The 23,536-nt window shown below is 67.0% G+C and carries 21 protein-coding genes; 8 read left to right on the forward strand and 13 right to left on the reverse strand.

Features of this window, described 5'->3' with window-relative positions; genetic code table 11:
• Nucleotides 1–414: 414 nt before the first annotated feature.
• The gene (locus OXF11_17340; protein ID MCY4488863.1) at nucleotides 415–1,584 is read right to left on the reverse strand and encodes an oxygenase MpaB family protein; all 1,170 of its coding nucleotides are present in this window, start codon (nucleotides 1,582–1,584) and stop codon (nucleotides 415–417) included.
• Between the two features lie 297 nt (nucleotides 1,585–1,881).
• Between OXF11_17340 and OXF11_17345 the strand changes: the two genes are divergently transcribed.
• From OXF11_17345 to OXF11_17355, 3 genes are read left to right on the forward strand one after another with little or no spacing between them, the layout of a single operon-like run.
• On the forward strand, nucleotides 1,882–4,173 hold the full coding sequence (locus tag OXF11_17345) for an MMPL family transporter (protein MCY4488864.1): 2,292 nt from the start codon (nucleotides 1,882–1,884) through the stop codon (nucleotides 4,171–4,173).
• On the forward strand, nucleotides 4,170–4,973 hold the full coding sequence (locus OXF11_17350) for an outer membrane lipoprotein-sorting protein (GenBank protein MCY4488865.1): 804 nt from the start codon (nucleotides 4,170–4,172) through the stop codon (nucleotides 4,971–4,973). Before OXF11_17345 ends, OXF11_17350 begins: the two co-directional genes overlap by 4 nt.
• A complete protein-coding gene (locus OXF11_17355; GenBank protein MCY4488866.1) occupies nucleotides 4,973–6,241 on the forward strand; it encodes a hypothetical protein in 1,269 nt (422 codons plus the stop codon). The genes OXF11_17350 and OXF11_17355 overlap by 1 nt, the downstream gene beginning before the upstream one ends.
• Nucleotides 6,242–6,276: 35 nt before the next feature.
• Here OXF11_17355 and ispH read toward each other — a convergent pair whose 3' ends face one another.
• From ispH to hpnC, 4 genes are all read right to left on the reverse strand, one after another.
• Complete coding sequence (ispH, locus tag OXF11_17360; protein ID MCY4488867.1) at nucleotides 6,277–7,233, reverse strand: 4-hydroxy-3-methylbut-2-enyl diphosphate reductase; 957 nt, start codon at nucleotides 7,231–7,233, stop codon at nucleotides 6,277–6,279.
• A gap of 88 nt (nucleotides 7,234–7,321) precedes the next feature.
• Entirely contained in the window at nucleotides 7,322–8,581 is a 1,260-nt protein-coding gene (gene hpnE, locus OXF11_17365) for a hydroxysqualene dehydroxylase HpnE (GenBank protein MCY4488868.1), read from the reverse strand.
• Between the two features lie 12 nt (nucleotides 8,582–8,593).
• On the reverse strand, nucleotides 8,594–9,478 hold the full coding sequence (hpnD, locus tag OXF11_17370) for a presqualene diphosphate synthase HpnD (GenBank protein MCY4488869.1): 885 nt from the start codon (nucleotides 9,476–9,478) through the stop codon (nucleotides 8,594–8,596).
• On the reverse strand, nucleotides 9,465–10,376 hold the full coding sequence (gene hpnC / locus OXF11_17375) for a squalene synthase HpnC (GenBank protein ID MCY4488870.1): 912 nt from the start codon (nucleotides 10,374–10,376) through the stop codon (nucleotides 9,465–9,467). Before hpnC ends, hpnD begins: the two co-directional genes overlap by 14 nt.
• A gap of 419 nt (nucleotides 10,377–10,795) precedes the next feature.
• Here hpnC and OXF11_17380 point away from each other — a divergent pair, with 419 nt between their 5' ends.
• Entirely contained in the window at nucleotides 10,796–12,106 is a 1,311-nt protein-coding gene (locus OXF11_17380) for a serine hydroxymethyltransferase (GenBank protein ID MCY4488871.1), read from the forward strand.
• Between the two features lie 244 nt (nucleotides 12,107–12,350).
• Here OXF11_17380 and OXF11_17385 read toward each other — a convergent pair whose 3' ends face one another.
• Nucleotides 12,351–12,806, reverse strand: a complete 456-nt coding sequence (locus OXF11_17385) for a hypothetical protein (protein MCY4488872.1) — start codon at nucleotides 12,804–12,806, stop codon at nucleotides 12,351–12,353.
• Nucleotides 12,807–13,130: 324 nt separating this feature from the next.
• Here OXF11_17385 and OXF11_17390 point away from each other — a divergent pair, with 324 nt between their 5' ends.
• From OXF11_17390 to OXF11_17405, 4 genes are all read left to right on the forward strand, one after another.
• Nucleotides 13,131–14,048, forward strand: a complete 918-nt coding sequence (locus OXF11_17390) for an MBL fold metallo-hydrolase (GenBank protein ID MCY4488873.1) — start codon at nucleotides 13,131–13,133, stop codon at nucleotides 14,046–14,048.
• 248 nt (nucleotides 14,049–14,296) lie between these two features.
• Nucleotides 14,297–15,205, forward strand: coding sequence for a site-specific DNA-methyltransferase (locus OXF11_17395; protein ID MCY4488874.1), 909 nt, complete (start codon nucleotides 14,297–14,299; stop codon nucleotides 15,203–15,205).
• A gap of 35 nt (nucleotides 15,206–15,240) precedes the next feature.
• Nucleotides 15,241–15,840, forward strand: coding sequence for a hypothetical protein (locus OXF11_17400; GenBank protein ID MCY4488875.1), 600 nt, complete (start codon nucleotides 15,241–15,243; stop codon nucleotides 15,838–15,840).
• 183 nt (nucleotides 15,841–16,023) lie between these two features.
• On the forward strand, nucleotides 16,024–17,001 hold the full coding sequence (locus OXF11_17405; protein ID MCY4488876.1) for a PhnD/SsuA/transferrin family substrate-binding protein: 978 nt from the start codon (nucleotides 16,024–16,026) through the stop codon (nucleotides 16,999–17,001).
• A gap of 50 nt (nucleotides 17,002–17,051) precedes the next feature.
• On the opposite strand, the gene OXF11_17410 is transcribed toward OXF11_17405, so the two are convergent.
• The 7 genes from OXF11_17410 to modA all read right to left on the reverse strand — a co-directional run bounded on the left by OXF11_17410 (nucleotide 17,052) and on the right by modA (nucleotide 23,414).
• Complete coding sequence (locus tag OXF11_17410; GenBank protein ID MCY4488877.1) at nucleotides 17,052–17,699, reverse strand: 3-phenylpropionate/cinnamic acid dioxygenase subunit beta; 648 nt, start codon at nucleotides 17,697–17,699, stop codon at nucleotides 17,052–17,054.
• On the reverse strand, nucleotides 17,686–19,026 hold the full coding sequence (locus OXF11_17415; GenBank protein ID MCY4488878.1) for an aromatic ring-hydroxylating dioxygenase subunit alpha: 1,341 nt from the start codon (nucleotides 19,024–19,026) through the stop codon (nucleotides 17,686–17,688). Before OXF11_17415 ends, OXF11_17410 begins: the two co-directional genes overlap by 14 nt.
• Before the next feature lie 48 nt (nucleotides 19,027–19,074).
• Nucleotides 19,075–19,461: a type II toxin-antitoxin system HicB family antitoxin gene (locus OXF11_17420; GenBank protein MCY4488879.1), complete on the reverse strand. Its 387-nt coding sequence runs from the start codon at nucleotides 19,459–19,461 to the stop codon at nucleotides 19,075–19,077.
• An 82-nt stretch (nucleotides 19,462–19,543) separates the two neighbouring features.
• A complete protein-coding gene (locus OXF11_17425) occupies nucleotides 19,544–20,767 on the reverse strand; it encodes an MFS transporter (protein MCY4488880.1) in 1,224 nt (407 codons plus the stop codon).
• Nucleotides 20,764–21,891 carry a molybdenum ABC transporter ATP-binding protein gene (gene modC, locus OXF11_17430; GenBank protein MCY4488881.1) on the reverse strand — a complete coding sequence of 376 codons (1,128 nt, stop codon included), beginning with the start codon at nucleotides 21,889–21,891 and terminating at the stop codon, nucleotides 20,764–20,766. Before modC ends, OXF11_17425 begins: the two co-directional genes overlap by 4 nt.
• On the reverse strand, nucleotides 21,884–22,591 hold the full coding sequence (gene modB / locus OXF11_17435) for a molybdate ABC transporter permease subunit (protein MCY4488882.1): 708 nt from the start codon (nucleotides 22,589–22,591) through the stop codon (nucleotides 21,884–21,886). The genes modC and modB overlap by 8 nt, the downstream gene beginning before the upstream one ends.
• 46 nt (nucleotides 22,592–22,637) lie before the next feature.
• Complete coding sequence (gene modA, locus OXF11_17440) at nucleotides 22,638–23,414, reverse strand: molybdate ABC transporter substrate-binding protein (protein MCY4488883.1); 777 nt, start codon at nucleotides 23,412–23,414, stop codon at nucleotides 22,638–22,640.
• Nucleotides 23,415–23,536 lie beyond the last annotated feature (122 nt).

The following is a 23,536-nucleotide window of genomic DNA, read 5'->3' on the forward strand; positions in this document are numbered from 1 at the left end:
CCGGCGAGGGGGTGGCCGGGGCCCCCCCGGCCCGGCCTGGTGCCCACCCCCCCCCAATCTCCCCCGGCCACCCGCGGCTCCCCCGGAGCCCGGCGCGCCCACCCCCTCCCCCTGCCGATGGATCCCGTCCGCGGTCAGGCCGTACTTCTCGCGAAGCAGATCCTGGGGACCCTGCTCGATGTACCAAGTGGGGGGGCCCCCCCCAACCCCTCTCCCCCCCCCCCCCCCCCACCCTTATGCATATCAACAGAAAAAAAAAAACAAACGACCCGCCCCGCGCGCGGCGGGCGCCGGCGGCTGGGGGGGCTCCAGGGGCGGGGGAGGGGGTGGGCCGCGCGGGCCTCCGGCGAAGCCGCGGTTGCCGGAGGAAGATGGCGGGCTGATCGACACGAGCCGGTCCGGTGGAGCCACCGCTCACCACTTGCTGGACCGCTCGTCGTGGGGGTGGTCGGGCAGCCGGTAGCTCACGCCGGCGTCGTCATAGGCCGAGGCCTCAAGAAGCGTCGAGAAATTTCGGGCCCTTTCCTTTCGGTACCACGCCTTCAACCTCTGAAGGCGCTGGTCGATGCGGTAAGCGAGCAGAGGGAAAGGCATTCCACCCTTCCTGGGGAAGTTCAACTGATCGGCGAGCTTGTTGCCCACCAGCGCCCGCGAAATGGGGTAGATGACGTTCGTCACCAACTGACGCCGTTCTTCCGGATCAGTGATGTTCGCCACCAGCGGCGCGGAGTTGATCAACGCATTGGTCATGATGATCGCATCCTCGGTAGGAGGAGGCTCGCAAAGGGAACCGATCCGGTACAGGTGCAGTGCGTGGCTCTCGTCGGCAAAGAGGATGGTCTCGGGGATCCCCATGAGATAACCGGAGTAGCGCCAGACATCGTGGAAACCGGCGCGCTCCTCGGTGGTGTAACGGGCTCCCAGCGACTCCGAGTGTTTGACGGTGCGCGCCGCGAAACACGCGACCGCGTAGCCCAGGTGCGCGGCGCTGATCGGCACGCCGCAGACGTCGTGGTCCCATTCCGCGGTCTGTCCCAGCAGCCGCCGGACCTGCGCGTGCACGAACCGGATGCGAACCGACAGTTTCCAGCCCTCGCCGTACCGTTCCAGCCCGCCGGGAAGGAATATCTCCATCTGGTGACGGTTGTTCTGCTTGAGCCGCCACACCCCGTTATCGAATATGCGCCCGGTCTCCACGAAAGACTTGCTTATCAGGGTGGAAAACCCGTCAATCAGCACACCCGTGACGAAAGCCGAAAGGACGAGCACCGAGTTTTTTTGAAAGGCACGGATGCCCGGGCCGAAAGCGTCGCGATCAAGCCAGTCCGGGTCAGGCTGCGGTGCGTCAATGAAGAAGTCGCGCAACGATCGCGGCGCATTGCGCAAACCGTCGCGATCCTCCTCCATCCCCGCTCGAATCAACTCGTGGATCTGTTCCGGAGGCAACGACGCCATCTCTTCCACGACCTCGTCCATGACCGGGTCGCCTATACGGGTGTGGGCGATGTAGTTGTCCGCAGCCTCGCGGTCGACGGCGCACGCTTTGGCGTAGCCGTCGACATATGCTGACGGGGGGTTCAGCACTTCGGTGGCCTTCTCCCGCCGCCGTCGGCTCTCAGGTCCAGTTCTGCCATACCCACTTTCCGCCTATAATGTCGATCGATCATCTGTCGCAGGCCGTCCTGCAACCGGTATAAAGACCTCGTACACGAAACACAGCTAACAGCGTAACGTACCACCAAAACGGTTTGAAGGGAATGTCAAACTCGGCGGACACAGGAGTTGTGGAACGGATTGGAGGCTTCACATCAATATTCGGCTGTGGCAGGCTGTTTGTAGAAGGACGAGTACGGTTTCCACCATACTCGTTTAGCTAAGCCGATGATTTCCGTACTTTTGGACCGCTACGTCGCCGCCGTGCTGCGCCATCGATGGTGGGTGATTGCGCTCGCAACGCTGCTCATGCTGGCCATGGCCGCGGGCGCCCGCTTCCTCCGCGTCACCAACGACTACCGGATCATGTTCGGCGAGGGCAATCCGGAACTCGCCGCCTTCGACGCTCTGGAGAGCACCTACGCCGTATCCCATGCGGCTCTGGTCGCCGTGGCGCCGAGGGAGGGATCGGTGTTCACGCGCGAGGCCCTCGGCGCCATCGAGGAACTCACCGCCGCGGGGTGGGAAGCGCCCCATTCCAGCCGGGTCGACTCGCTTACCAACTACACACACAGTAGAGCGGAAGGCGACGATCTGATCGTCGAGCCGCTGGTCGACGACGCGCGGTCGCTCAGCGATGCCGACGTGGCGCAGGTCGAGAAGACCGCGCTGAACGCCGTCGATATTGCCGGACGTCTGGTTTCCCGTGACGGGCGCGTGGGCGGGTTGGTAATCAATTTCGTCCTGCCTGAAAATTCGGACGTCGCGTTCGTGGAAGCCACCGATTATCTCAACGCCGTCCTCGACAAGGCCCGGGCGACCCATCCGGACATCGCCTACTACCTGACCGGCCTTATCGTCATGGACCGCGCCTTCGCCGACACCACGAAAGAGGATATCGAGACCCTCACGCCCCTGGTGTTTCTGATCATCGTGGCCGCGGCGGCCCTTCTCCTGCGCTCGATATGGGGCACCGTGCCCATCGTTGTCGTGCTTGTGTTCGCCATCGGCACGACCATGGGGTTCGCGGGCTGGATCGGCGCGGTGTTGAGCCCGACCAGTTCGGGCGTACCGATCATCGTCATGACGGTTGCCGTGGCGCATTCGGTCCACGTCGTCACCGCCGCCTTGTTGGGCATGAGCCGCGGCATGGACAGGAATGCGGCCATTGCCGAATCGCTCCACGTCAACGCCTATCCGGTGTTCCTCACCGCCATCACCACCGCCATCGGGTTTCTCAGCCTGAATGCCTCGGATTCGCCACCATTTCACCTGCTGGGCAATCTCGTGGCGTTCGGCGTCGCGTGCGCCTTCGTCTATTCCATGACCCTCCTGCCGGCAATGCTCTCGATCCTGCCGTTGCGCGCGCGCCCGGTCCGCTCCGAGCTGCCGGCGTTCTTCGACCGCTTCGGCGCCTTCGTTGTCGCGCGCCGCAGGTTCCTGCTCTGGTTCGTCACCCTTCTCGCGGTGGCCCTCGCCGCGGGCATTCCCCGCAACGAGCTGACCGATAACTGGACGCGGTATTTCGATGAGCGCTACGAGTTCCGGCGCCATACGGACTTCGTCATCGAAAATCTGACCAGCTTGATTACGCTGGAGTACTCGCTGAAGGCGGAGCGCGACGGCGGCATCACCGAACCGGAATATCTGCGCGCCGTGGATGCATTCGCCGACTGGTACCGGGAGCAGCCGGAGGTAAGCCACGTGCAGGCGTTTCCGGACATCATGAAACGGCTGAACAAGAACTTGCATGGCGACGATCCGGCCTTCCACCGGTTGCCGGACGATCCGGAGCTCGCCGCGCAATACCTGTTGCTCTACGAGCTCTCGCTCCCGTTCGGCAGCGACCTCAACGACCGCATCGACGTCGCCAAATCCGCCACCCGCATGACCGTCGTGGTCGACAGCACGTCGTCTCGGGAGCTACGCGAGCTCGATGCGCGGGCTCAGGAATGGCTTCGCGCCAATGCCCCTCGGTTTGCCACTCCGGCGACGGGGCTCAGCATCATCTTCGCACACCTTTCCCGACGAAACATCACCAGCATGCTGGGCGGCACCATCATCGCCATGGCGCTCATCTCGTTCATCCTGATGGGGGTTTTCAGGAGCGTGCGCCTCGGCCTCGTCAGTCTCTTGCCCAATTTCATTCCCGCGGCCATGAGCTTCGGCCTGTGGGGCTATCTCGTCGGCTACGTGGGCATTGCCTCCTCGGTGGTGGTTGCCGTCTCGTTCGGCATCATCGTGGACGACACGATTCACTTTCTGACCGAGTATCTGAAGGCCCGCCGGCAAGGCCTCGCTACGGCAGAGGCCGTGCGCTCGGTCTTTCGCACCGTCGGTCACGCGCTGTGGACCACCACCGCCGTCCTGTGCGCGGGGCTGCTGGTGTTCTCGTCATCCGGGTTCGAGCTCAGTTGGGCCCTTGGCCTTCTGGTGACGATCACCCTCGTGTTCGCGCTCGTGGGCGACTTCCTGCTTCTTCCCGCTCTGCTGATGACTATTGACAGGAGAGAACAATGATTCACGTTTCTTGGGTGTCGTCCGTGGCCTGTTTCGCTTTCCTGCTGTCGCTCGCCGGACCGCCGGCGGCGCACTCGGAGACCCCGGAGGAGAAGGGGCTCCGCATCGCCAACGAAGCGCGCGCGCGCGGGAAGGGCTTCGGCAACTTCACGGCGCGCCAGACCATGACCCTGCGCAACAAGCAGGGGCAGCAAAGCGTGCGTCAGGTGCGCATCAAGGTCCTCGAAGTGCCCGGCGACGGCGACAAGAGCCTGTTCGTGTTCGACGAGCCGCGGGACGTGAAGGGCACGGCGTTCCTGATCCACGGCCACCTCACCAAGGCGGACGACCAGTGGCTCTACCTGCCGGCCCTCAAGCGGGTGAAGCGCATCAGCTCGTCCAACCGCTCGGGCTCCTTCATGGGCAGCGAGTTCGCCTACGAGGACATGAGCGTCCAGGAGGTGGAGCGGTTCACCTACAAGTACCTGCGCGACGAGCCCTGCGGCGACATGACCTGCACGGTGTCCGAGCGGTTCCCGACCGAGAAGCGGTCCGGCTACAAGCGGCAGCTCGTGTGGCAGGACAAGGACGAGCTGCGGGTGTGGAAGGTGGAGTACTTCGACCGCAAGAACGCCCACCTGAAGACTCTCACGCTGGAGAAGTACGAGCAGTATCTGGGCCGTTTCTGGCAGGCCGGCCTGATGACCATGGTCAATCACCTCACCGGCAAGAGCACGCTGCTCGAATGGGCCGATTACAAGTTCGGCACCGATCTCGATGACCGCGACTTCTCCCGCACGGGGCTGAAACGGATCCGTTGATGCGAGCCGGCCGATGCAGGCTCACGGCGGCCCTGGTCCTCGCCGGGTTCGCCGCGACGGTGCTTGCCGCCGGAGCCGCCGGGGCCCTCGAGATCGCCCACAGCGAACTGTCCGGGCGCATCGCCGCGGAGGGCCGGTGGTTCTACCAGGACAACGCCCACGCGGGCCAGGATTCCTACAACTCCGGGTTCGTCGTCGAGCCGAAACTCTACGTCGAGGACGACGAGGGCCGCAGCCTCACCGTGAAGCCGTTCTTTCGCTACGACGCCGGGGACGCCGGCCGTACCCATGCCGACCTGCGCGAGGGCTACTTCCTGATCTTCGGCGAGGCCGGTGAAGGCGAATGGGAGCTGCGCCTCGGCGTCGACCGCGTGTTCTGGGGCGTCGCCGAGTCGCGCCACCTGGTGGACATCGTCAACCAGACCGACCTGGTCGAGCACCCCAACGAAGAGAGCAAGCTCGGCCAGCCCATGGCCCATGTCACCTGGGCCGGCGAGTGGGGCGCGCTGGAGCTGTTCGCCCTGACGTACCACCGGGAGCGCACCTTTCCGGGCCGGTCGGGCCGGCTGCGTTCCCGGTTCGTGGTGGACGACGAGCATGTCTCCTACGAGAGCGCCGCCAAGGAGTGGCACGTGGACCTCGCGGCCCGGTACAGCCGAAGCGCCGGCCTCCTCGACTTCGGCTTGACCGTCTTCGACGGCACCAGCCGGGAGGCCTGTCTGGCCTGTGTGTTGCCCCGGTTGGACAAGAGGGGCGAACTGCTGCTGGTCCAGCACTACGAGCAGATCCGGCAGTTCGGCTTGGACGCCCAGCTCACCATCGAATCCTGGCTGCTGAAGCTCGAAGTCATTCACCGCGCCGGCGCATCAAACGGAATGGGACGGGAGCAGGACTACGCGGCCTTCGTGGCGGGTGGCGAATACACGTTCAACGCGGTCTTCGACTCGAACGCGGACCTGGGGCTGCTGGTGGAATGGACCTACGACGGCCGTGGCGACGACGCACCCCACGTCTTCAACAACGAAGCCTTCGCCGCCGTCCGGCTGGGCTTGAACGACGTGGAAGGCACCCAGATCACCGTGAGCGCACTATGGGACCTCGACCACGCCACCCGCTCGCTCGGCCTCGAGCTGACCCGGCGGCTGACCGACCGGTGGTCCCTGGAGGTCGCGGGAACCTTCTTCGTCGCCGTGGACAAGGACGATTTGAACTACTACGAAACCCGGCGCGACAGCTTCGTCGAGATGGGCGTCACCTACCACTTCTGACAGGTAACGGCCCCTCTGACACTCGCAGGAAGTGATCACGCCGGAGAGGGCGACTCGACGGCCAGTTCCCGCGGCAGCTTGAAGGTCACGTTCTCTTCGATGCCGTCGAGGCTCGTCAGGGTGACGTCGAACGCTTCGCGGAGCCGGTCCACCAATCCCTGCACCAGATCCTCGGGCGCCGATGCGCCGGCGGTGATCCCCACGGATTCAACGCCTTCCAGCCAAGCCGGATCGAGGCCCGTGGCGTCCGGGATGAGGTAGCTGACGGTTCCGACCTCCTCGCCGATCTCCCGCAGACGGTTCGAGTTGGAGCTGTAGTCCGCGCCGATGACCAGGATCACGTCGGACTCCGACGCCAGGAGCCGCACGGCGGTCTGCCGGTTCTGGGTCGCGTAGCAGATGTCCTTCACGTCCGGCCCGCGGATCTCGGGGAAACGGGACTTCAGGGCCGCGATGATCTCGCGGGTATCATCCACGCTGAGGGTGGTCTGCGTCACGTAGGAGAGCTTCGCCGAATCGGCGGGGCTCAGCTCCGCCACGTCCTCGAGATTGGACACCAGGTGCACCGTGCCCGGTACCTGCCCCATGGTGCCCTCGACCTCCGGGTGGCCGGCGTGGCCGATGAGCACCACCTCATGGCCCTGCCGCGCGTAGCGCTGTGCCTCGACGTGGACCTTGCTCACCAGCGGACAGGTGGCGTCGATGACCTGGAGGCCGCGCCCGTCCGCCGCATCCTCCACCTTGCGGGCGACGCCGTGGGCGCTGAACACCGTGACCGCGCCCTTCGGAATGTCGGAGACCTTCTCGACGAAGCGCGCTCCCTTCTCGCGCAAGCCCTCCACCACGTGCTTGTTGTGGACGATCTCGTGCCGCACGTAGACCGGGGCGCCGTAGATCTCAAGCGCGCGCTCCACGATGTCCACCGCCCGGACCACGCCGGCGCAGAAGCCTCTAGGCTGCGCCAGGATGACTCGCAAGGGTCGTTTGGCCACTGATTCCCTCCGATCCGGCAGTGCAGTCTCTTGGCCCATGTCGAATTCACTATGCAGCACCGGCACCCGAGGGTCAATCTTCCGGTCGCTACGGAACGGCGCCGCCGATGGCACGCGCGGCCATGTGGCCCGCGCGCACGGCGCTTTCGATGGTGGCGGGCAGTCCGGTGTCGATCCAGTCCCCCGCCAGATACACATTCGGGAACCGGCTCCGGGTCCCCGGGCGGAGCTTCACCTGCGCGGGCGTCTGCGCGAACGTCGCGCGTTTCTCCTTGACGACCCTGTACGGCGGCAGCGGCCACAAGGGGCGCCCCAGGGCGGCGGCGACGTCGCGCCATGTCTTGCGGGCGATGGCGTCGGCGTCCTCGTCGACCATGCCGTCGGCCGCGCTGATGGTGATGGACGCGACGTCGCCGCGGACGAACAGCCATTGCGCCGTCCCGCCGACGAGCCCGAGGAACGGCAGGTCAGAGGGGAGGCCGCCGCCCTCGGGCAATCGGAAGTGGGCGTTGACGATGGCGTGGCTCTCGTCGGGGACGGCGAGGCCCGGTATCAGGTTCGCCGCGGCGTGGGGCGGCAGCGCCAGGACCACGCTGTCGCCGTCCTTCAAGGCCACCGCCTCGGTGCCGAAGTCCAGGCTGTGCGCCGCGCCGCCCTCGCCGGCTATGGCGCGCAACCGGGTGCCGAACCGGACAGCGGCGCCGCGCCGGCGCAACAGCTCCAGCGCCGGGCCCACGAACGTTCCGGAGAGGCCGGTGCGGGCGATGCGCGGCCGGCAGGCGGCCTCTCCCTTGGCGAAGGTCTCGCGCAACACCGGCCACAGCAGGCGCGCGGCGCCGGTCCGTGCCGGGCTGTTGAGCGCGGCCACGGCCAACGGTTCCCAGAACCGTTCGAACAGGGGACCGTGGTCGCCCAGGCAGTCGGTCACGGTACGCTCCGCGCCCGCCAGCGCGATACGGAGGCCGGAAAGGTACTCGGACGCGCGCGTGCCGGGCACGCGCCGGCGCGGGTCGAGAATCCACCAGGGCAGCCGCCCGGCGTTGGGGCGCAGGCGCCAGCGCTCGCCGGTGCGCAGGTCCAGGAACGGGAAACACGCCTGCGCCGGCCCCACCAGCTCATCGGCGGCACCGATGTCCGCCAGGTAACCCATGGTGGAGCGGTTGCCGGTGAGCAGGAGATGGTTGCCGTTGTCGATGGCGCACCCGAGCCTGTCGTCGAAGTAGGAACGGCAGCGGCCGCCGGCCTGCCCGCTGGCTTCGTACAGGGTCACGGCGCGCCCCGCCCGGGCCAGCGAAACGGCGGCGGAAAGGCCGGCCACGCCGGCGCCGATGACATAGGTCAGAGCCACGAAGAAGGCGGGTCAGAGAAGGCCGTAGCGCAACGCGAGCCACAGCTTGCGCGGCTTGCCCAGCCGCACGGGCCGCTCCAGGTGTGTCCAGCCCCGCACCTCCAGGCGCCGGAGCGTCTCTCGATAGACCGCCATCATGAGCACGATGGGGCGGATCTGGCGGCGCCCGAGGCGGGCCAGCAACCGCTCGGTGCCGGCGTAGTGGTCGCGCGCGATCCCCGCCAGCTCCGCGCACGCCGCCGCGAAACCCGGCTGGTCGCACACCGCGCTCAGGGGACTCTCCGGCACGCCGTGCCGCTCCATCAGGTCCAGGGGGACGTAGAGGCGCTCCTCGGCCGCGTCTTCCTTCACGTCGCGCAGGATGTTGGTGATCTGCACGGCGTTCCCGAGGGTCTCGGCGATCTGGTATCCCGGGTCCCGAGGCACGCCGAACGCGTGGATGGAGAGCATCCCCACGGCGCCGGCCACCTTGCGGCAATAGCGCAGCAGGTCCTCCAGGGTCCCCATCCGGACCGCCGGCGCCGTGTCGGTCTCCACGCCGTCGATGACGGCGAGGAACTCCTCCCGCGGCAGGTCGTAGCGTTGCACGGGTTGCAGCAGCGCCCTGGTCGTCAGCCACCGCGGTTCGCCCGCGTAGAGCCGCGCGATCTCTTCCCGCCACGCCGCCAATCCGCGCCTCTTCTCCGCGCTGTCCCCCGGTTCGTCGGCCACGTCGTCCACCTCGCGGCAGAACGCGTAGATGGCGTACATGGCGCGACGGCGCTCCGCCGGCAGCACGCGCATGCCCCACAGGAACGACGTGCCCGAGCGTGCCACCACCCGGTGGACATGGGTCCACGGCTCCGCGGGCCGTTCCGCCGCGGCCGCCACGCCCGCCGTGGGTCTACCCTCCGGCATCCGACGAATCCTCACCCCCGCGCGTGCCGGAACGAGGCGGCTTCGGCGCGCGGTGCCGCCGCAAGGCCCGTTCGAACAGCACCCGGCCGATGCCGCGCGCGCAACACGCCGCGTACTGGGCCTTGGTCAACACCACCCTTTCGGCCAGCGGATCGCGCCGGCGCAGTTCCGCGCCGAGCCTCCATGCGATGGCGACGATGACCGCGGCCTCCATGGCGAAACGCAGGTTGCGCAGGTGCCCCGGCAGCGCGTCCGCGGTTTCCAGGAGGCGGTCCGTGTAGTCGAGGCAGCGGTCCAGCACCCGCCGCAGCGGCGCGCCGGCCGCCCCATGAGCGAGAGCTTCGACATCCGCGCCCGCCGACGACATCCACTCCCGCGGCAGGTAGACACGGTTCAATGTCCTGTAATCGTCACCGCAGTCCTGCAGATGGTTGAGCACCTGCAGGGCGTTGCACAGGGCATCGGAGGCCGGGTAAGCCGCGGGCGACTCGCCGTGCAGATCCACCAGGTAGCGGCCCACCGGCGCCGCCGACAGGTCGCAGTAACCCATGAGATCGTCCCAGTCGTCGTAGCGCAGCTTGACCGCGTCCTGCTTGAACGCCCGGGTCAGGTCCACGCAGTGCCGGGGCGTCACACCGGTCTCGGCCAAGCTGCGCCGGATCGCGTGCGCCTTGCGGAAAGCCGGGTCCGGCGCACCGGCGCCGGTAACCGCGTCGGCGAAACACTCGAGCCGCGCGATCTTGTCGGCGGGCGACAGGGCCGGGTTGTCGGCGATGTCGTCGATGGCACGGGCGTAGGCGTAGAAGATGGCGATATGCGGGCGCAGGCGCGCCGGCAAGAGCCACGAGCCCACCGGGAAATTCTCATCCGCCGCGGCCTTGCCGGACGGCGTTTCCATGGACACCGACGTATTCATCGTAAGGTGCTGATTCCGGCGAACGACCCCTTCGATCCCGTTCACCCTCATGGTGAGGCTACCACGAAACCGCCGTCCCGGACCATACGAAGAAACGAATACCGCGGTTCCCTCGCCTTCCGGCGTCACGCGACCGAGATTCAGGCCCCATCACGCCCGGAGGCGAAACTTCGCCCTTGCCGAACCGGCATCGACAAGGGGAGGATCGAGATCCGCAGCGTCGATCCCGTCGGCCTCCATCAGGTGTTCGCAGAACCTCTGGAAGAAGACATCCTGAGACTGTCTCGCTGGAATATCTGGCGGTTGCGTCCCTGCAGGTCTCGGGATAATACACTCATGGTTGTCTTGACCCTCGCGGCAAGGCGGCCATGCCTGCGTTCCGGTACCGGATGAGATCGCCCATGCACGCGAACGACAGTCCCGCCGCCCATGCCCGGCGTTCCCTTGCCGACACCGATCCGGCGGTGGCGGAAGCGCTCGACGGCGAGACGCGCCGCCAGCGCGAACAGATCGAGCTCATCGCATCCGAGAACGTCATGAGCCGGGCAGTGCGCGAGGCGCTCGGCCACGAGATCGGGAACAAGACGCTGGAGGGCTATCCTGGAAACCGCTTCCACGGCGGCGGCGAGCATGTCGACATTGTCGAGCGCCTCGCCGTCGAGCGCGCAAAGGACCTCTTCGGCGCAGCCTATGCCAACGTTCAGCCACACTCCGGCACGCAGGCGAACCAGGCCGTGTTCTTCGTGTTGCTGCGCCCCGGAGACCGTATCCTGAGCCTGGACCTGGCGGCGGGCGGGCATCTCAGCCACGGCGCCGGAGCCAACCTCTCGGGGCGCTGGTTCGACTCCCATCACTACGGCGTGGACCGGGAGACTGGTCTGCTCGACTACGACGCGATAAAGGCCCGCGCCCGCGAGGTGCGCCCGGCGCTGCTGATCGCCGGCGGCTCGGCCTATCCGCGGGCGATCGACTTCGAACGCATGGGCCGAATCGCCGAAGCCGTCGAAGCCCGGCTCTTGGTCGACATGGCCCATATCGCGGGTCTGGTTGCGGCGGGCGTGCACGCCTCGCCCCTGCCGCACGCCGACATCGTGACCTGCACCACGACCAAGACCCTGCGCGGCCCCAGGGGCGGCGTCATCCTCGCGCACTCGGACGCGTTCGCCAAGCGCATCCAGTCCGCCGTGTTCCCCGGCGTCCAGGGGAGCCTCCATTCGAACGTGCTCGCCGCCAAGGCGGTGTGCCTGGGCGAGGCGCTTCGCCCGGAGTTCAGGGACTACGGGCGGCGCGTCGTCGAGAACGCGCGGACTCTTGCCGCCGCGCTCGCCGACCGCGGCCTCGGTATCGTCGGCGGCGGCACCGACACCCACATGGTGCTGCTCGATCTTGCCTCGGTGGGGCTCCTCGGAAGCCAAGCGGAGACCGCGCTCGCCAGGGCCGGCATCACCTCCAACCGGAACCCGGTGCCGTTCGACGCGCGCAATCCCTCGAAGTGGACCGGGCTGCGCCTGGGCGTCGCCGCGGCGACCACGCGGGGTCTCGACGCCGCCGGCATGGCGGTTCTTGGCGCGTGCATCGCGGAACTCATTCACGCCGAATCCCGCGCCGATCCCGGACCGGCCCTTGCGCGGGCGGGACCCGCGGTCGCGCGGCTCGCACGGGAGCTTGACGGGTTCGAAGACACACCCGCGCGCGAAGGCCCGGCCGAGTAGGGTCGGCCCCTGCCGGAACTCTGAAAGCTGCCCCTGTCCCAGCCGGTGTCGGGGCCCGGCGGGCATCGCGATGCCATCGCTGGGGCGGCGATGGATTGCCGCCGCGAGGGCCTCGCGGTCATCCCTGTCCGGACCGGCGACTCAGTCGTTCTCGCCGGGCCGGGCCATGCGGTAGCCGACGCCGCGCTCGTTGACGATGTAGGCGGGGCGCGCCGCGTCGTCGCCGAACGTGCGCAGCTCTTGGTCACCACTGGGACATAGTCCGAGGCGGCGAGCGCGTCGCCAGCGCCCGACCGAGCCGGTAGAGTTCCTCGGGGGTCAGGAACCGCTCGTGGTGCTTCTCGACCTTGTAGCGGCGTACGAAACGGCACGGGTTCTTGCCCGAAGGACGCCATCCCCACGCATCGGCCAGGTTGAACATCTTGACAAGGATTTCCACGGCCCGGTTCGCCACCGTGGGCATGTCCCTCAGACCGTCCTGAAACGCCATGATGTGCTTGCGCTCGACCTCTGAAACCAGAAGCTTTCCCAGCGTCGGCACGATGTGCTTGCGGAGCATGAGACCGTAGTGGGACACGGTCAAGGGCTTGCAGTGCATGGCCACGTACTCGCGCTGGTAGCGTTCGGCCAGGTCTGCGACCGTCGGGGGCGGCGGAAGGTTCCGCCAAGGGTGCAGACTCGCCCGCCTTGATGCGGCCAATGATCCGGGCGGCTTCCTTGCGGGCCTGGTCGGCGGAAAGCTCGCCGTGGCGGCCCACGGTGACGCGCTTGGAGCGGCCGAAGACACGCGTCTGCACGACGTAGACCTTGGCGCCCGAGGGATGGACCCGGATGCCGAATCCGGGAAGGTCACGGTCCCAGAACACGGTGTCCTTGTCATCGACCGACAGACGGTCGATAATGCGTTTCGAGAGGCTAAGGTACTCGGTTTTGGCCATGTCACTACCTCCTGAGACGAGGAGCCTACGGGCCGGATCGGAAGTGCCCACTAAGCCGCATCCGGGCGGATCGGTAGGGAGCCGGCATGGAAGATAAATCCAACGATGTCTTTCGCGTGACCCTTCTGGGCACCGGGGCGCCGCCGCCCGTGCTCCACCGCTTCGGGCCGAGCACGCTCGTGGAGGCAGGGGGCGAGAAGTTCCTGTTCGACGCGGGGCGCGGCGCGTTGCAACGGCTGCACCAACTCGGGATTCCCTTCGGCGACATCACGGGCATGTTCCTGACCCATCATCACTCGGACCACGTGGTGGGTTTCACCGATCTATGGCTCACCGGCTGGATCGGACGGCCCTGGGGCCGGCGCACCGTGCCGCTCAAGGTGTGGGGACCCGAGGGCACGAACCAGATGGCCGAACACCTGCCCCTGGCGTTCGCCACCGACATCCGCGTGCGCAGCCACAGCTACAACGCCGACGGCGTGAAGCTCGAATCCACCGAGATCGAAGAGGGCGTGGTCTTCGAGTCGGGCGGCGTCCGCGTCACCGCTTTCAGGGTCGATCACGGCGGCGAGCAGCTCGACGCCTTCGGCTACCGCATCGACTGCAACAGCCGCTCCGCGGTGCTGTCCGGCGACACCACCTTCAACGAGAACCTCATGGCCCACTCGCAGGACGTGGACCTGTTGGTCCACGAGGTCACCCACGGCATGGGCGAGGGCCTGGAGCGCTCCAACCTGGAACGCATCCGCCGCAACCACACGACGCCGGAAGACGCCGGCAAGGTGTTCACGCGCACCCGCCCCCGGCTCGCCGTCTACAACCACATCCTCCTCTTCGGCGAAGCCACCGACGCCGACCTGATCCCGGCCACCCGCACCGCCTACAGCGGGCCGCTGGTACTGGGCGAAGACCTGATGCGGTTCGACATCGGCGACGAGGTGCGCTGCAGCGGGTTCCCTTCTTCATCAGATACAAACACGGCGTCGACCAGCCCGCCCGCGTGAACCCAACCTCTAACCAACACTTCCCGTGAGATACGTGGAGGGATCGACTTCCTGCTGACAAGAACTCTCGTACAGCGCCCCCATGCTCAGGCCGTTGCCTTTGCCGTGAGATCAGGTAGGATATTCTGGTCGCCAGGAGAGGCCTAATGTCCCCCCAAGACCATCTCGACGCCTTTATTCCCGATGCACTTCGTATCCTGAAGGATCCTGCACGGGACCTCCCGCGGCTTGCGAAAGACTCCGCCTCCATGACGGCGCTCGAAGCCGCGATGCGCCGTGTCCCCACGCGCCACGAGCTATTGTTGGGCGACGCCCGCGCCGCCGATTTTCCGGCCGAATCGGTCCATTTGGTAGTGACGTCGCCGCCTTACTGGACGCTCAAGGAATACCGCCGCACCGCGGGCCAATTGGGTTGGATCGAGGACTATGACGAATTTCTCGACCAACTGGACGCAGTTTGGCGTATCTGCCACCGGGCGTTGATTCCCGGTGGACGTCTCGTCTGCGTCGTGGGCGATGTGTGTCTCTCCAGACGCAAGAACTCCGGGCGGCATACGGTGGTGCCCCTGCACGCCTCCATACAAGAGCGCTGTCGCAGACTCGGATTCGACAATCTGGCGCCTATAATCTGGAGCAAGATCGCCAACGCAGCCTACGAGGTCGATCGGGGCGGGGGCGGATTTCTGGGAAAGCCCTACGAGCCCAACGCGGTCCTCAAGAACGACGTCGAGTTCATCCTCATGCAGAGGAAGCCCGGGGGCTATCGCAAACCTTCGACAGCGGCGAGGATCCTGAGTCTGCTTCCCAAGGATTACTTCCAGAAGCTCTTCCGTCAGGTCTGGACCGATGTTCAAGGCACCTCGACACGGACCCACCCGGCACCCTACCCGGTGGAGCTGGCCGAGCGGTTGATCCGCATGTTCAGCTTTGTAGGGGATACAGTGCTCGATCCGTTTACAGGAACAGCCTCGACCCAGATTGCGGCCGCCGGTTGCGGCCGGAACAGCATAGGTATCGAAATCGATCCTGTATACATGAAGGCTGCTCTGAGCCGGCTCCGGAATCAGACCAGTGACCTGTTGAAGGACGTAAGGGTTACGTCCGGCGAAATCCCCACCGAAGCCGTCCCGTCAAGGAAGAAAGCCGTGATGGGATAACACTGCCCTGCCACCTGCCAAGACGAACCGCGAGCATGATCTCCCTCGACGAGGCGGTCCAGGACCTTTACCGTATTGCGGTTGTCGAAGGCAGGACCACGTCCACCCTCCGGCTCCAAACGCTCGCCGACTATTGCGTTCAGGAACTCGAACGCCGCGGTTTGAAAGATGTCGAGAAGGAAGTGGCTATACCCGGTGCGGGAAGAGAAAAGCAATGGGATGTCGCGTGGGAGTACGACGGGAAGTTTCGCCTCGGCATTTCCCTGAAATCCATCCTCAAAAACATTCCCGGGACGGTTCCGAACAGGGTCGACGATCTGATTGGAGAAGCGGCGAACGCGCAACTTCATTCTCCCGAAATAGCCATCGGCTATGTCATGGTCTTCGATATTGGACAGGACACGGTATCCACCAAACATCACGCGAAGTGGTCCGACATCATTTTCGACCGGCTGACATCCCTGTCCGGCAGGAGACCGCCGTCCTGGACTACCGGGACCATCGAAGATTTCGTACTCGTCAAGGTCAACTTCGGTTCATCGCCGGCAATCGTTGGGACCTCACGCCCGTTCGGGGACTTCTTTGACACACTGGTGACGCAAGTCGCTCACCGAAACCCGAATGCGATCCGCTAGTGTGGTGTCTCACAAATACGCTTATGAATCTGCGAGGGCATTTTGGTCGTCGGCAAGGCGCGATGACGAGCAGTGGCGGGTACCACGCGAGGAAGAGCAACGCAGCCGACGGCCAAAAGGACCCGCAGATTCATAAGCGTATTTGTGAGACACCACACTAGCCCGCCCCGGAAGGAGAAGGACTTGGCCGACAAACCATCAACGAACGATCCCGGTCTCACCCCCCTCACCGTGGCCAGCAACGACTACCCGTTCTTCGGCGCGCTCACGAGCGGGCGCCACCAAGCGTACGGGCTGGACATTCGCTGGCACTACGTGGACCCGCCGAACAAGCTGTTCCGGCGGGTGCTGAAGTCGCCGCGCTACGACGTCACCGAGCTTTCGCTGTCGAGTTACACGATGATGCGGGAGCAGGGCTGGCGCGCCTACAAGGCGTTGCCGATCTTCACCTCCCGGCGCTTCCGCCACTCGGCGCTGTTCGTGCGCCGGGGCAGCAGGCTGGTGAGCGGAGAGCAGCTCAAGGGCAAGCGCGTGGGGGTGCCGGACTATCACATGACCGCGGCGGTGTGGATTCGCGGCATCCTGCAGGACGACTACGGCGTCAAGCCGGAGGACATCCACTGGGTCACCGGACGGGTGGAGCGGGTCAGGCTGCCCCGGGAACTCGCCGGCAAGGTGGAGAACGCGGGCGGGGAAGCGCGGCTCTTCGACTGGCTCCTGGAGAAGAAGCTCGACGCGGTGATCTACGCGCACCTGACCAGGCCGCCGGTGCCCGACGGCGCCGTGCGCTGCCTCTTTCCCGACGCCGTGGAGCGGGAGCGGAAATACTACCGCAAGCACGGCGTCATCCCGCTCATGCACCTGATGGCCCTCGGGGAGAAGCACCTGGAGAAGGGGCCCGGGATCGCGCGCAAGGTGGAGCGGGTGCTCAGGAAGGAGAAGGAAGCCTTCTTCAAGCGGCTCGAGAGAGTGAGCACGGCCGGGGTGCTGCCGTGGTTCTCCGAGTACGTGGACGGCACCGCGGAGGTTCTCGGCCCCGATCCCTGGCCCCACGGCCTCGACGCCAACCGCAAGGGGTTGGAGAAGTTCCTGGACTACTCCATGGCCCAGGGGCTGATCTCGCGCCGGCCCGACCTGCGCGAGCTTTTCATCGACGTCTGACCTAGTGTCGTGCCCTGCCCGTTCCCGTGGATGGGCCGGCGGTCAGCTCCTCACAGCACGAACGGCATGGTGGCGGCCAGCAGCACGCTCTGGTCCAGCAGCATGACGCGCTTGCGGATCCTCCACCGGCCGTCCACCTTGCACAGCACGTCCTCGCGCTTGCCGGCGAAGACGTCGGTGCTGTCCTCGAGCTTGTTGCGGTAGATCAGCACGCGGTACTTGACGCCGACCTCCTCGGGGTCTTCCAGGCTCGGGGTGGCGCGGATGCCGTGGACGTTGGTGATCAGCCGGGAGACCCGCGGCGCGGGCTCCTCCACCCAGTGCACTCCGGTGGCGATCTGCTTGATGCGCAGCCGCAGGGTGCTCTTGCCCTCGTCGAACCAGTTCATGTCCCGGCCCTGGCGGGTGTTCTCCGTGTCCCAGTGGCCGAACTGGACGTTCCGGCGCATGGGCGCCCAGTAGGAGACATCCTCGGTCAGGAGGTCGAGCCACTCCTCGTAGCGGCGCTCGTCCAGCAGGTCCGCCTCGGCGCACAGGAACTCGTGTACCTCCTGAGCAAGCAGCAGGTAGGCGAGGCCTTTCCCGGCACGGTCCGCGGCCGGAGTTCCGCCGTCCGGCGACGCATTGCCCGGCGGCGTCGCCGGCGGCAACCCGCGCGGAGCCGTCTCTCCCGCCGATTTGATCCTACGGCCGGTCATTCATCAGCTCCGACCAGCGCCGGTAGAACGCCCGGGCGCCTTCCTCGGAAAAGGACGCCTTGACGGTCACCGCGTCCGGCAGGTTCTCCACGGGCTGCGCGAACCCCAGCCCCATGCCGTAGTTGTAGGGGTAGCGGCGCGCGATCGTGCCCCGGCTGGCCTCGGTGGCGTAGACCCAGTTGTCCATGTCGTCGGACTCCACCATGCCCGCGGGGCCGGAAAAGCGCATGTAGTAGCGGCGCAGCAGGTCCTTGACCTCCCAGGGGGCGTCCCGGTCCACGAGGTACCAGCGCCACGCCTCGGTCCGCCCCGCGCCCAGCGGATGCCACACCACCATGGTGCGCGGGAACCAGGGATGGAACGAGGTGTTGGGAAAGATGCTGCCGTTGCCGGGGGTGACGGTGACCTTGCCCTTCTGCCGCTCGCGCCGCCTGGCCTCCACCGCCTCGAAGTACTCCGCCACCGCCGGGTCGTTGGGGAACTCGGGGAACCACGCCTCGGCGCCCACCTCCGGCGGCCCCGTGATGGTGGCATGCCCCAGGGCGGGAAACGCCATCAGCCCGCTGGTGAACCGCCTGGCCTGGTTGCGGTGCGCCGAGCCGTGTCGCTCCTGGCCCTCGCCCCCCGGCCCGACCCCGGCGATCTCCGCCGACTTGTGCGTGGTGGGGCTGTGATAGGTGTCCCAGGCGAAGTTCTCGGCGGCGAACTTCCAGTTGCACGGCATGCGCCACTTGACCACCCCGCCGAGCACCTCCGAGCCGCCCTCGCCGCCGTCCCGCGCGTCCAGAAGCGCGTCCAGGTACAGGCGCATTCCTCCCAGGTACTCTTCGAAGGACGGCGCGGACGCGTCCCAGGCGGCCCAGACGGTCCCCTTGTACAGCTCTATCCGCGCCGCGTGGATCAGCCCCCACTCGGACTTGTCGAGCTGTTCGCCGTAGCCCGCGCGGTACTGCGGCACGCCATAGAGGTCCCCGGGCGTCTTCACCAGGCCGCCGTCGGTGGAGTAGCTCCAACCGTGGTACGGGCAGGTGAACACCGAGGTGTTGCCCTGGTCGTAACGGCACACCTTCATGCCCCTGTGCCGGCAGGTGTTGAGCAGCACGTGGATCCGGCTCTGCGGATCGCGCGTCAGGATGACCGACTCGTCCCCCATGCGGGAAAGAAAGAAGTCGCCGGCCTCGGGGATCTGGCTCTCGTGCCCCACGAAGAGCCACGCGCGCGCGAAGATCCGCTCCAGCTCGGAGCGATAGATGCCCTCGTCAACGAAGATCTCCCGGCTGACGATGCCCCGGTCGAGATCGACCCATGTGCCATTGTGTGGCGTCATTCTTCTATTCATCCTCGGCCCATGGCGCAGCGCAAGCGCTTGGGCGGATCAGCCGCCCATCTCGGCAACGCGGCGCGCCATCCACTCGACATAGGCGGTACGGGTCATACCGCGCCTTCGCGCCTCACTGTCGATGAACGCGGCGACTCCCTCGTCGAGGGTCATATGCCTGCGAACGCTCCGTCCCGAGAGTCGGATCAGTGGGATGGACACCAAGGTCTGCCCGCCTTCCGGTTCCACCCGCTCCGGATCGCTCGGCGTAATGAGCGCCCCGTCATCCTTCTCCGTTTCGATCGCGTAGTCGCGGAGCGCTTCTTCGGCATTGAGCATCGCCTCGTCTATGGACTTCCCCATGGCGACAATGCCTGGGAGGTCGGGGAACGTAACGCCATAGGCCCCTTTTCTCCCGTCGATCAATGCAGGGTATCGCGACATGACTCAGACTCTCCGTTTTGCACCTTTTTTCACCGATCGCAATGATTCTCGTCGCCTCCTCCTCTTGAGAAACGTTGTCCGTTCAGGCGCGCACCTTCCTCAGGCCCGGCAGGAACAGGATCACCACGGCGGCCAGCGCGAGTACGAGGGCGCCCATGCCCAGGACGGTGTAAGGGGCGCCGATGAAGTGGGCGCTGACGCCGGCGAGCAGGGCTCCGGCGGGGGTGATGCCGCGGTCGAGCATGTAGATGCTCATGACCCGGCCGCGCAGTTGGTCCGGCACGGTCATGTGCAGCACCATGTTGGAGACGGACATGAACAGCACCTGGAATCCGCCCACGACGACCAAGGTCGCCAGCGCCAGCGTCAGCGTACGGACCAGGGCGAACAGGGCGAGGAAGACCCCCTGGAGCACCAGCGCCGCAAGCATCAGCAGCCCGGGCCGGTTCACCCGGCTGGCGTAGTGGGCGACGCTCAGCATGGCCAGCATGGCGCCCAGGCCCGGCGCGGCCATCATGAGGCCAAGGCCGTCCGCGCCCACCTGCAGCACGTCCTTCTGGAAGATGGGCAAGAGCGCCTGGTAGGGCATGGCGAAGAGGCGCGGGATCATGGCCGTGGCCATGACCGCGAACACCACCGGGTCGGACCACACGTAGCGGATGCCCTCGCGCAGGTTGCTCAGAACCGAAGAAGCCGCCGCCTCGCTGATCCGCTCGGGCACATGCATCCGGTAGATCATCCACAGCACGAAGAGGTACGTGGCGCTCTGGATGTAGAAGTTGCCCGCCAGCCCGAACGCGACGATGAGCACGCCACCCACGCTGGGGCCGATGACCTTGGTGAGGTTGAAGGCCGCGGAGTTGAGCGCCACGGCGTTCATCAGCTCCGCCCGCGGCACCACGTCGGGGATGAGCGCCTGCCGCACCGGCTCGCTGAAGGACCACACCACGCCGGTCACCAGCGTGAAGGCGAACAGGTGCCACACCTGCAACAGGCCCAGGCTCACCACCACGCCCATGCTCAGCGCGGTGAGCAGCACACACCACTGGGTGCTCATCATGAGCCGGCGCCGGTCCGTGCGGTCCGCTGCCACGCCGGCCAGCGGACTGAAGAACAGGAACGGCACGAAACGCAGGCCGTTGATCGCCCCCAGCAATATGGATGACCCCGTCATCTCGTACGTGGCCCAGCCCAGGGTCACTTGCTGAATCCACAACCCGCCGCTCAGGAAACAGGTGCCGGCCCACAGGTAGCGGAAATCCCGGTTGCGCAGCGACGAGAAGGTGCTTCGAGATCCGGTATTCACACGAGTGTCCGATCCGGGCCGGCCATGGCCGCCACCAGGCTGAGTTGCCGGCGGTCGAGGTTGGCGCTCTTGATGAGGGCGTAGACCTCCTGGCCCGGCGCCAGCGCCAACTCGCGCACCGCCCCCCGCGTCACCAGCGCGGTGAGCGTCGTGTCGCCGATGCGCACCCTGAGCTCGGTCACGGGGCCGGCGTCGGCACGGTCCCCACCGATCTCCACCAGGGTCCCCCTGAGCACGTTGCGCAGGCTCAGCCCGCGCGGCCGCTCCGTGGCCACGCCGACGTCGCGCGCGCGGATCCACACGCGCACGGCCACCCCTTCGGGGATCTCCGCCAGCGGCACGCGCAACTCGCCGCCGCGGAATTCGAGATGCGTGATGCCGGCCTCGGCGTCGTGGCGCGCGACCCGGGTGGTCAACATGGTGCCGGTCTCGGTTTCGTCCTCCGGCGACCACAGCTCCAGCCGGTTCAGGATCTCGTCCACTTCGCCCGCGGCCGCAACCCGCCCCGCGGACACGAGGACCAGGTTGCGCGCCAGGCGCGACACCTCGTCCAGCGAGTGGCTCACGTAGAGAATCGGAATGCCCATTTCGTCGAGCCGCTCGACGTAGGGAAGGATCTCCCGCTTCATGAGGACGTCGAGAGACGCCAGCGGCTCGTCCATCAACAGCACCCGTGGGTTGCTCAGGAGCGCCCGGCCCACGGCCACGCGCTGCTTCTCGCCGCCGGAGAGGGACCACGGCCGGCGCGGCAGCAGCGCGCTCAGGTCCAGCAGCGCGACCACCTGTTCGATGGTCAGGTAGCGCTCGGCGGCGGGGGCGAAGCGCAGGCCGTACAACAAGTTCCGCCGTACCGTCAGGTGGGGGAACAGGCGGCCCTCCTGGAACACGTAGCCGATGCGCCGCTTCCAGGGCGGCAGGTCGATGCCGCCGGCGCTGTCGAACAGCACGTGGCCGTCCACCTCGATCCGCCCGCGATCGGGCTTCAGGAGCCCGCTCACCATGTTCACGATAGAGGTCTTGCCCGCGCCGGAACGGCCGAACAAGGCGGTGACGCCACGGTCGCTGCGGAACCGGGCCTCGATGCGGAAGTCCCCGAGGCGGCGCTCCACGTCCACTTCAAGCATTTGCCGTGTACCCCCGCGTCTTCCGGGCAACATAACGGCCGAGCATCTCCGAGGCCACCAGCGCGACGATGGTGACCGCCACGATGACTAGGGTGAGACGCAGGGCACCGGTCTCGCCGCCGGGCACCTGCAGCGCGGAATGGACCGCCAGCGACAACGTCTGCGTCTCTCCGGGGATGTTGGAGACGAACGTGATGGTGGCGCCGAACTCCCCCAGGCTCCGCGTGAAGCCCAGGATCGCGCCCGCCACCATGCCCGGCAGGCTCAACGGCAGCGTCACCGTGAGCCAGGTCCAGACACGGTTCGCTCCCAAGGTCCTTGCGGCGGACTCCAGGCGCTGGTCGACGGCTTCCAGGGAGAGCCGGATGGGCCGCACCATCAAGGGAAAGGCCACCACCGCCGCCGCCACCACGGCCCCGGTCCAGCGGAAGGCGAAGACCAGTCCGAAGGTCTCTTCCAGCCACGCCCCCACCAGGCCGCGGCGCCCCAGCAGCAGCAGCAAGAGGTACCCGGTGACCACCGGCGGCAGCACCAGCGGCATGTGCAACAGGCCGTTGAGAATCTCCTTGCCCCAGAAGCGGTAGCGCGCCAGCACGTGCGCGGCCAGCACCGCCAGGGGCAGGGTGACCACCGTGCTCCAGGCGGCGATGCGCACGCTCAGGCGCAGGGCCTCGATCTCGGCCGGGCTCAGGGACCACATGGGGACGGCACCGTGGGAAGGGTCAAGGGATCGGTGGAACGCGCCACTACGGCTCCCGCCCCGTGAAGCCGTGGGCCTCGAACACCGACCGGGCCTTGGGCGACCAGAGAAAGCTCAGGAACCGCTCGGCCTGCGGGTGGTCGCTGGCGGCGGGCACGGCCACCGAATAGTGGATGGGCGGGTGGGAGTGCACCGGAAAGGTGCCCACCACCGCCACCTTCGGGTCCGCAAGGGCATCGGTGACGTAGACGATGCCGTAGGGCGCCTCGCCGCGCGCCACCAGGGCCAACGCCCGGCGCACGTCCGCGGTGCCGGCCACCCGGCCCGCCACCGCCTTCCACACCCCGTAGGTCTGGAGCGCGGCCTTGGCGTACACTCCCGCGGGGACGTAGCTCGGATCACCCATGGCGAGCCGCCCTCCCTCCAGGAGGCGGACCAGCGGAAACCCGGAATGAATGGTCACGGGCGCGGCGCTCCCCGCCGGCGCCACCAACACCAGCCGGTTGCCGAGCAGGTCGCCGCGGGTGCCCGGCCGCAGCCAGCGCCGGCGCTCCAGCCGGTCCATCCACTTGGGACTCGCCGACACGTAGACGTCCGCGGCGGCGCCCTGCTCGATCTGCCGGGCCAGGGTGGAACTGGCGGCGAAGGAGAGCGCGACCCGTGCGCCGCCCGCGCGCTCGAAGCCTTGCGCGACGGCGTCCACCGCGCCCTGAAGGCTGGCGGCGGCGAAAACCAGCAGGCGCTCCGACGCCGCGGCCGGGGCGGCGCAGACCGTCGCCAGGAGGAGGACTCCCGCGAGCACACGGACCCCCCGAACCGTCATTCCCGCGGAAGCGGGAATCCATGGGTTGTTCATCGTTTTGTCTTGGCATTTTGTTGTCTATAATGCCAAGTATTCACGCGCCCGTGACGGCCCGTGGACAGGCCGCCGCGACGACGCGGCGC

The organism is Deltaproteobacteria bacterium (assembly GCA_026712905.1).
GTDB lineage: Bacteria > Desulfobacterota > Binatia > UBA9968 > JAJDTQ01 > JAJDTQ01.

Excerpts from the sequence above, each read along its gene's own strand:
- OXF11_17355 (MCY4488866.1), top strand. The coding sequence starts at position 4,973 with ATGCGAGCCGGCCGATGCAGGCTCACGGCGGCCCTGGTCCTCGCCGGG.
- OXF11_17395 (MCY4488874.1), top strand. The coding sequence starts at position 14,297 with ATGACGGCGCTCGAAGCCGCGATGCGCCGTGTCCCCACGCGCCACGAG.
- modB (MCY4488882.1), bottom strand. The coding sequence starts at position 22,591 with ATGTGGTCCCTGAGCCCGGCCGAGATCGAGGCCCTGCGCCTGAGCGTG.
- hpnC (MCY4488870.1), bottom strand. The coding sequence starts at position 10,376 with ATGGAAACGCCGTCCGGCAAGGCCGCGGCGGATGAGAATTTCCCGGTG.
- OXF11_17350 (MCY4488865.1), top strand. The coding sequence starts at position 4,170 with ATGATTCACGTTTCTTGGGTGTCGTCCGTGGCCTGTTTCGCTTTCCTG.
- OXF11_17410 (MCY4488877.1), bottom strand. The coding sequence starts at position 17,699 with ATGACCGGCCGTAGGATCAAATCGGCGGGAGAGACGGCTCCGCGCGGG.
- modA (MCY4488883.1), bottom strand. The coding sequence starts at position 23,414 with ATGACGGTTCGGGGGGTCCGTGTGCTCGCGGGAGTCCTCCTCCTGGCG.
- OXF11_17345 (MCY4488864.1), top strand. The coding sequence starts at position 1,882 with ATGATTTCCGTACTTTTGGACCGCTACGTCGCCGCCGTGCTGCGCCAT.
- OXF11_17420 (MCY4488879.1), bottom strand. The coding sequence starts at position 19,461 with ATGTCGCGATACCCTGCATTGATCGACGGGAGAAAAGGGGCCTATGGC.
- OXF11_17415 (MCY4488878.1), bottom strand. The coding sequence starts at position 19,026 with ATGACGCCACACAATGGCACATGGGTCGATCTCGACCGGGGCATCGTC.
- modC (MCY4488881.1), bottom strand. The coding sequence starts at position 21,891 with ATGCTTGAAGTGGACGTGGAGCGCCGCCTCGGGGACTTCCGCATCGAG.
- OXF11_17400 (MCY4488875.1), top strand. The coding sequence starts at position 15,241 with ATGATCTCCCTCGACGAGGCGGTCCAGGACCTTTACCGTATTGCGGTT.
- OXF11_17390 (MCY4488873.1), top strand. The coding sequence starts at position 13,131 with ATGGAAGATAAATCCAACGATGTCTTTCGCGTGACCCTTCTGGGCACC.
- OXF11_17380 (MCY4488871.1), top strand. The coding sequence starts at position 10,796 with ATGCACGCGAACGACAGTCCCGCCGCCCATGCCCGGCGTTCCCTTGCC.
- hpnD (MCY4488869.1), bottom strand. The coding sequence starts at position 9,478 with ATGCCGGAGGGTAGACCCACGGCGGGCGTGGCGGCCGCGGCGGAACGG.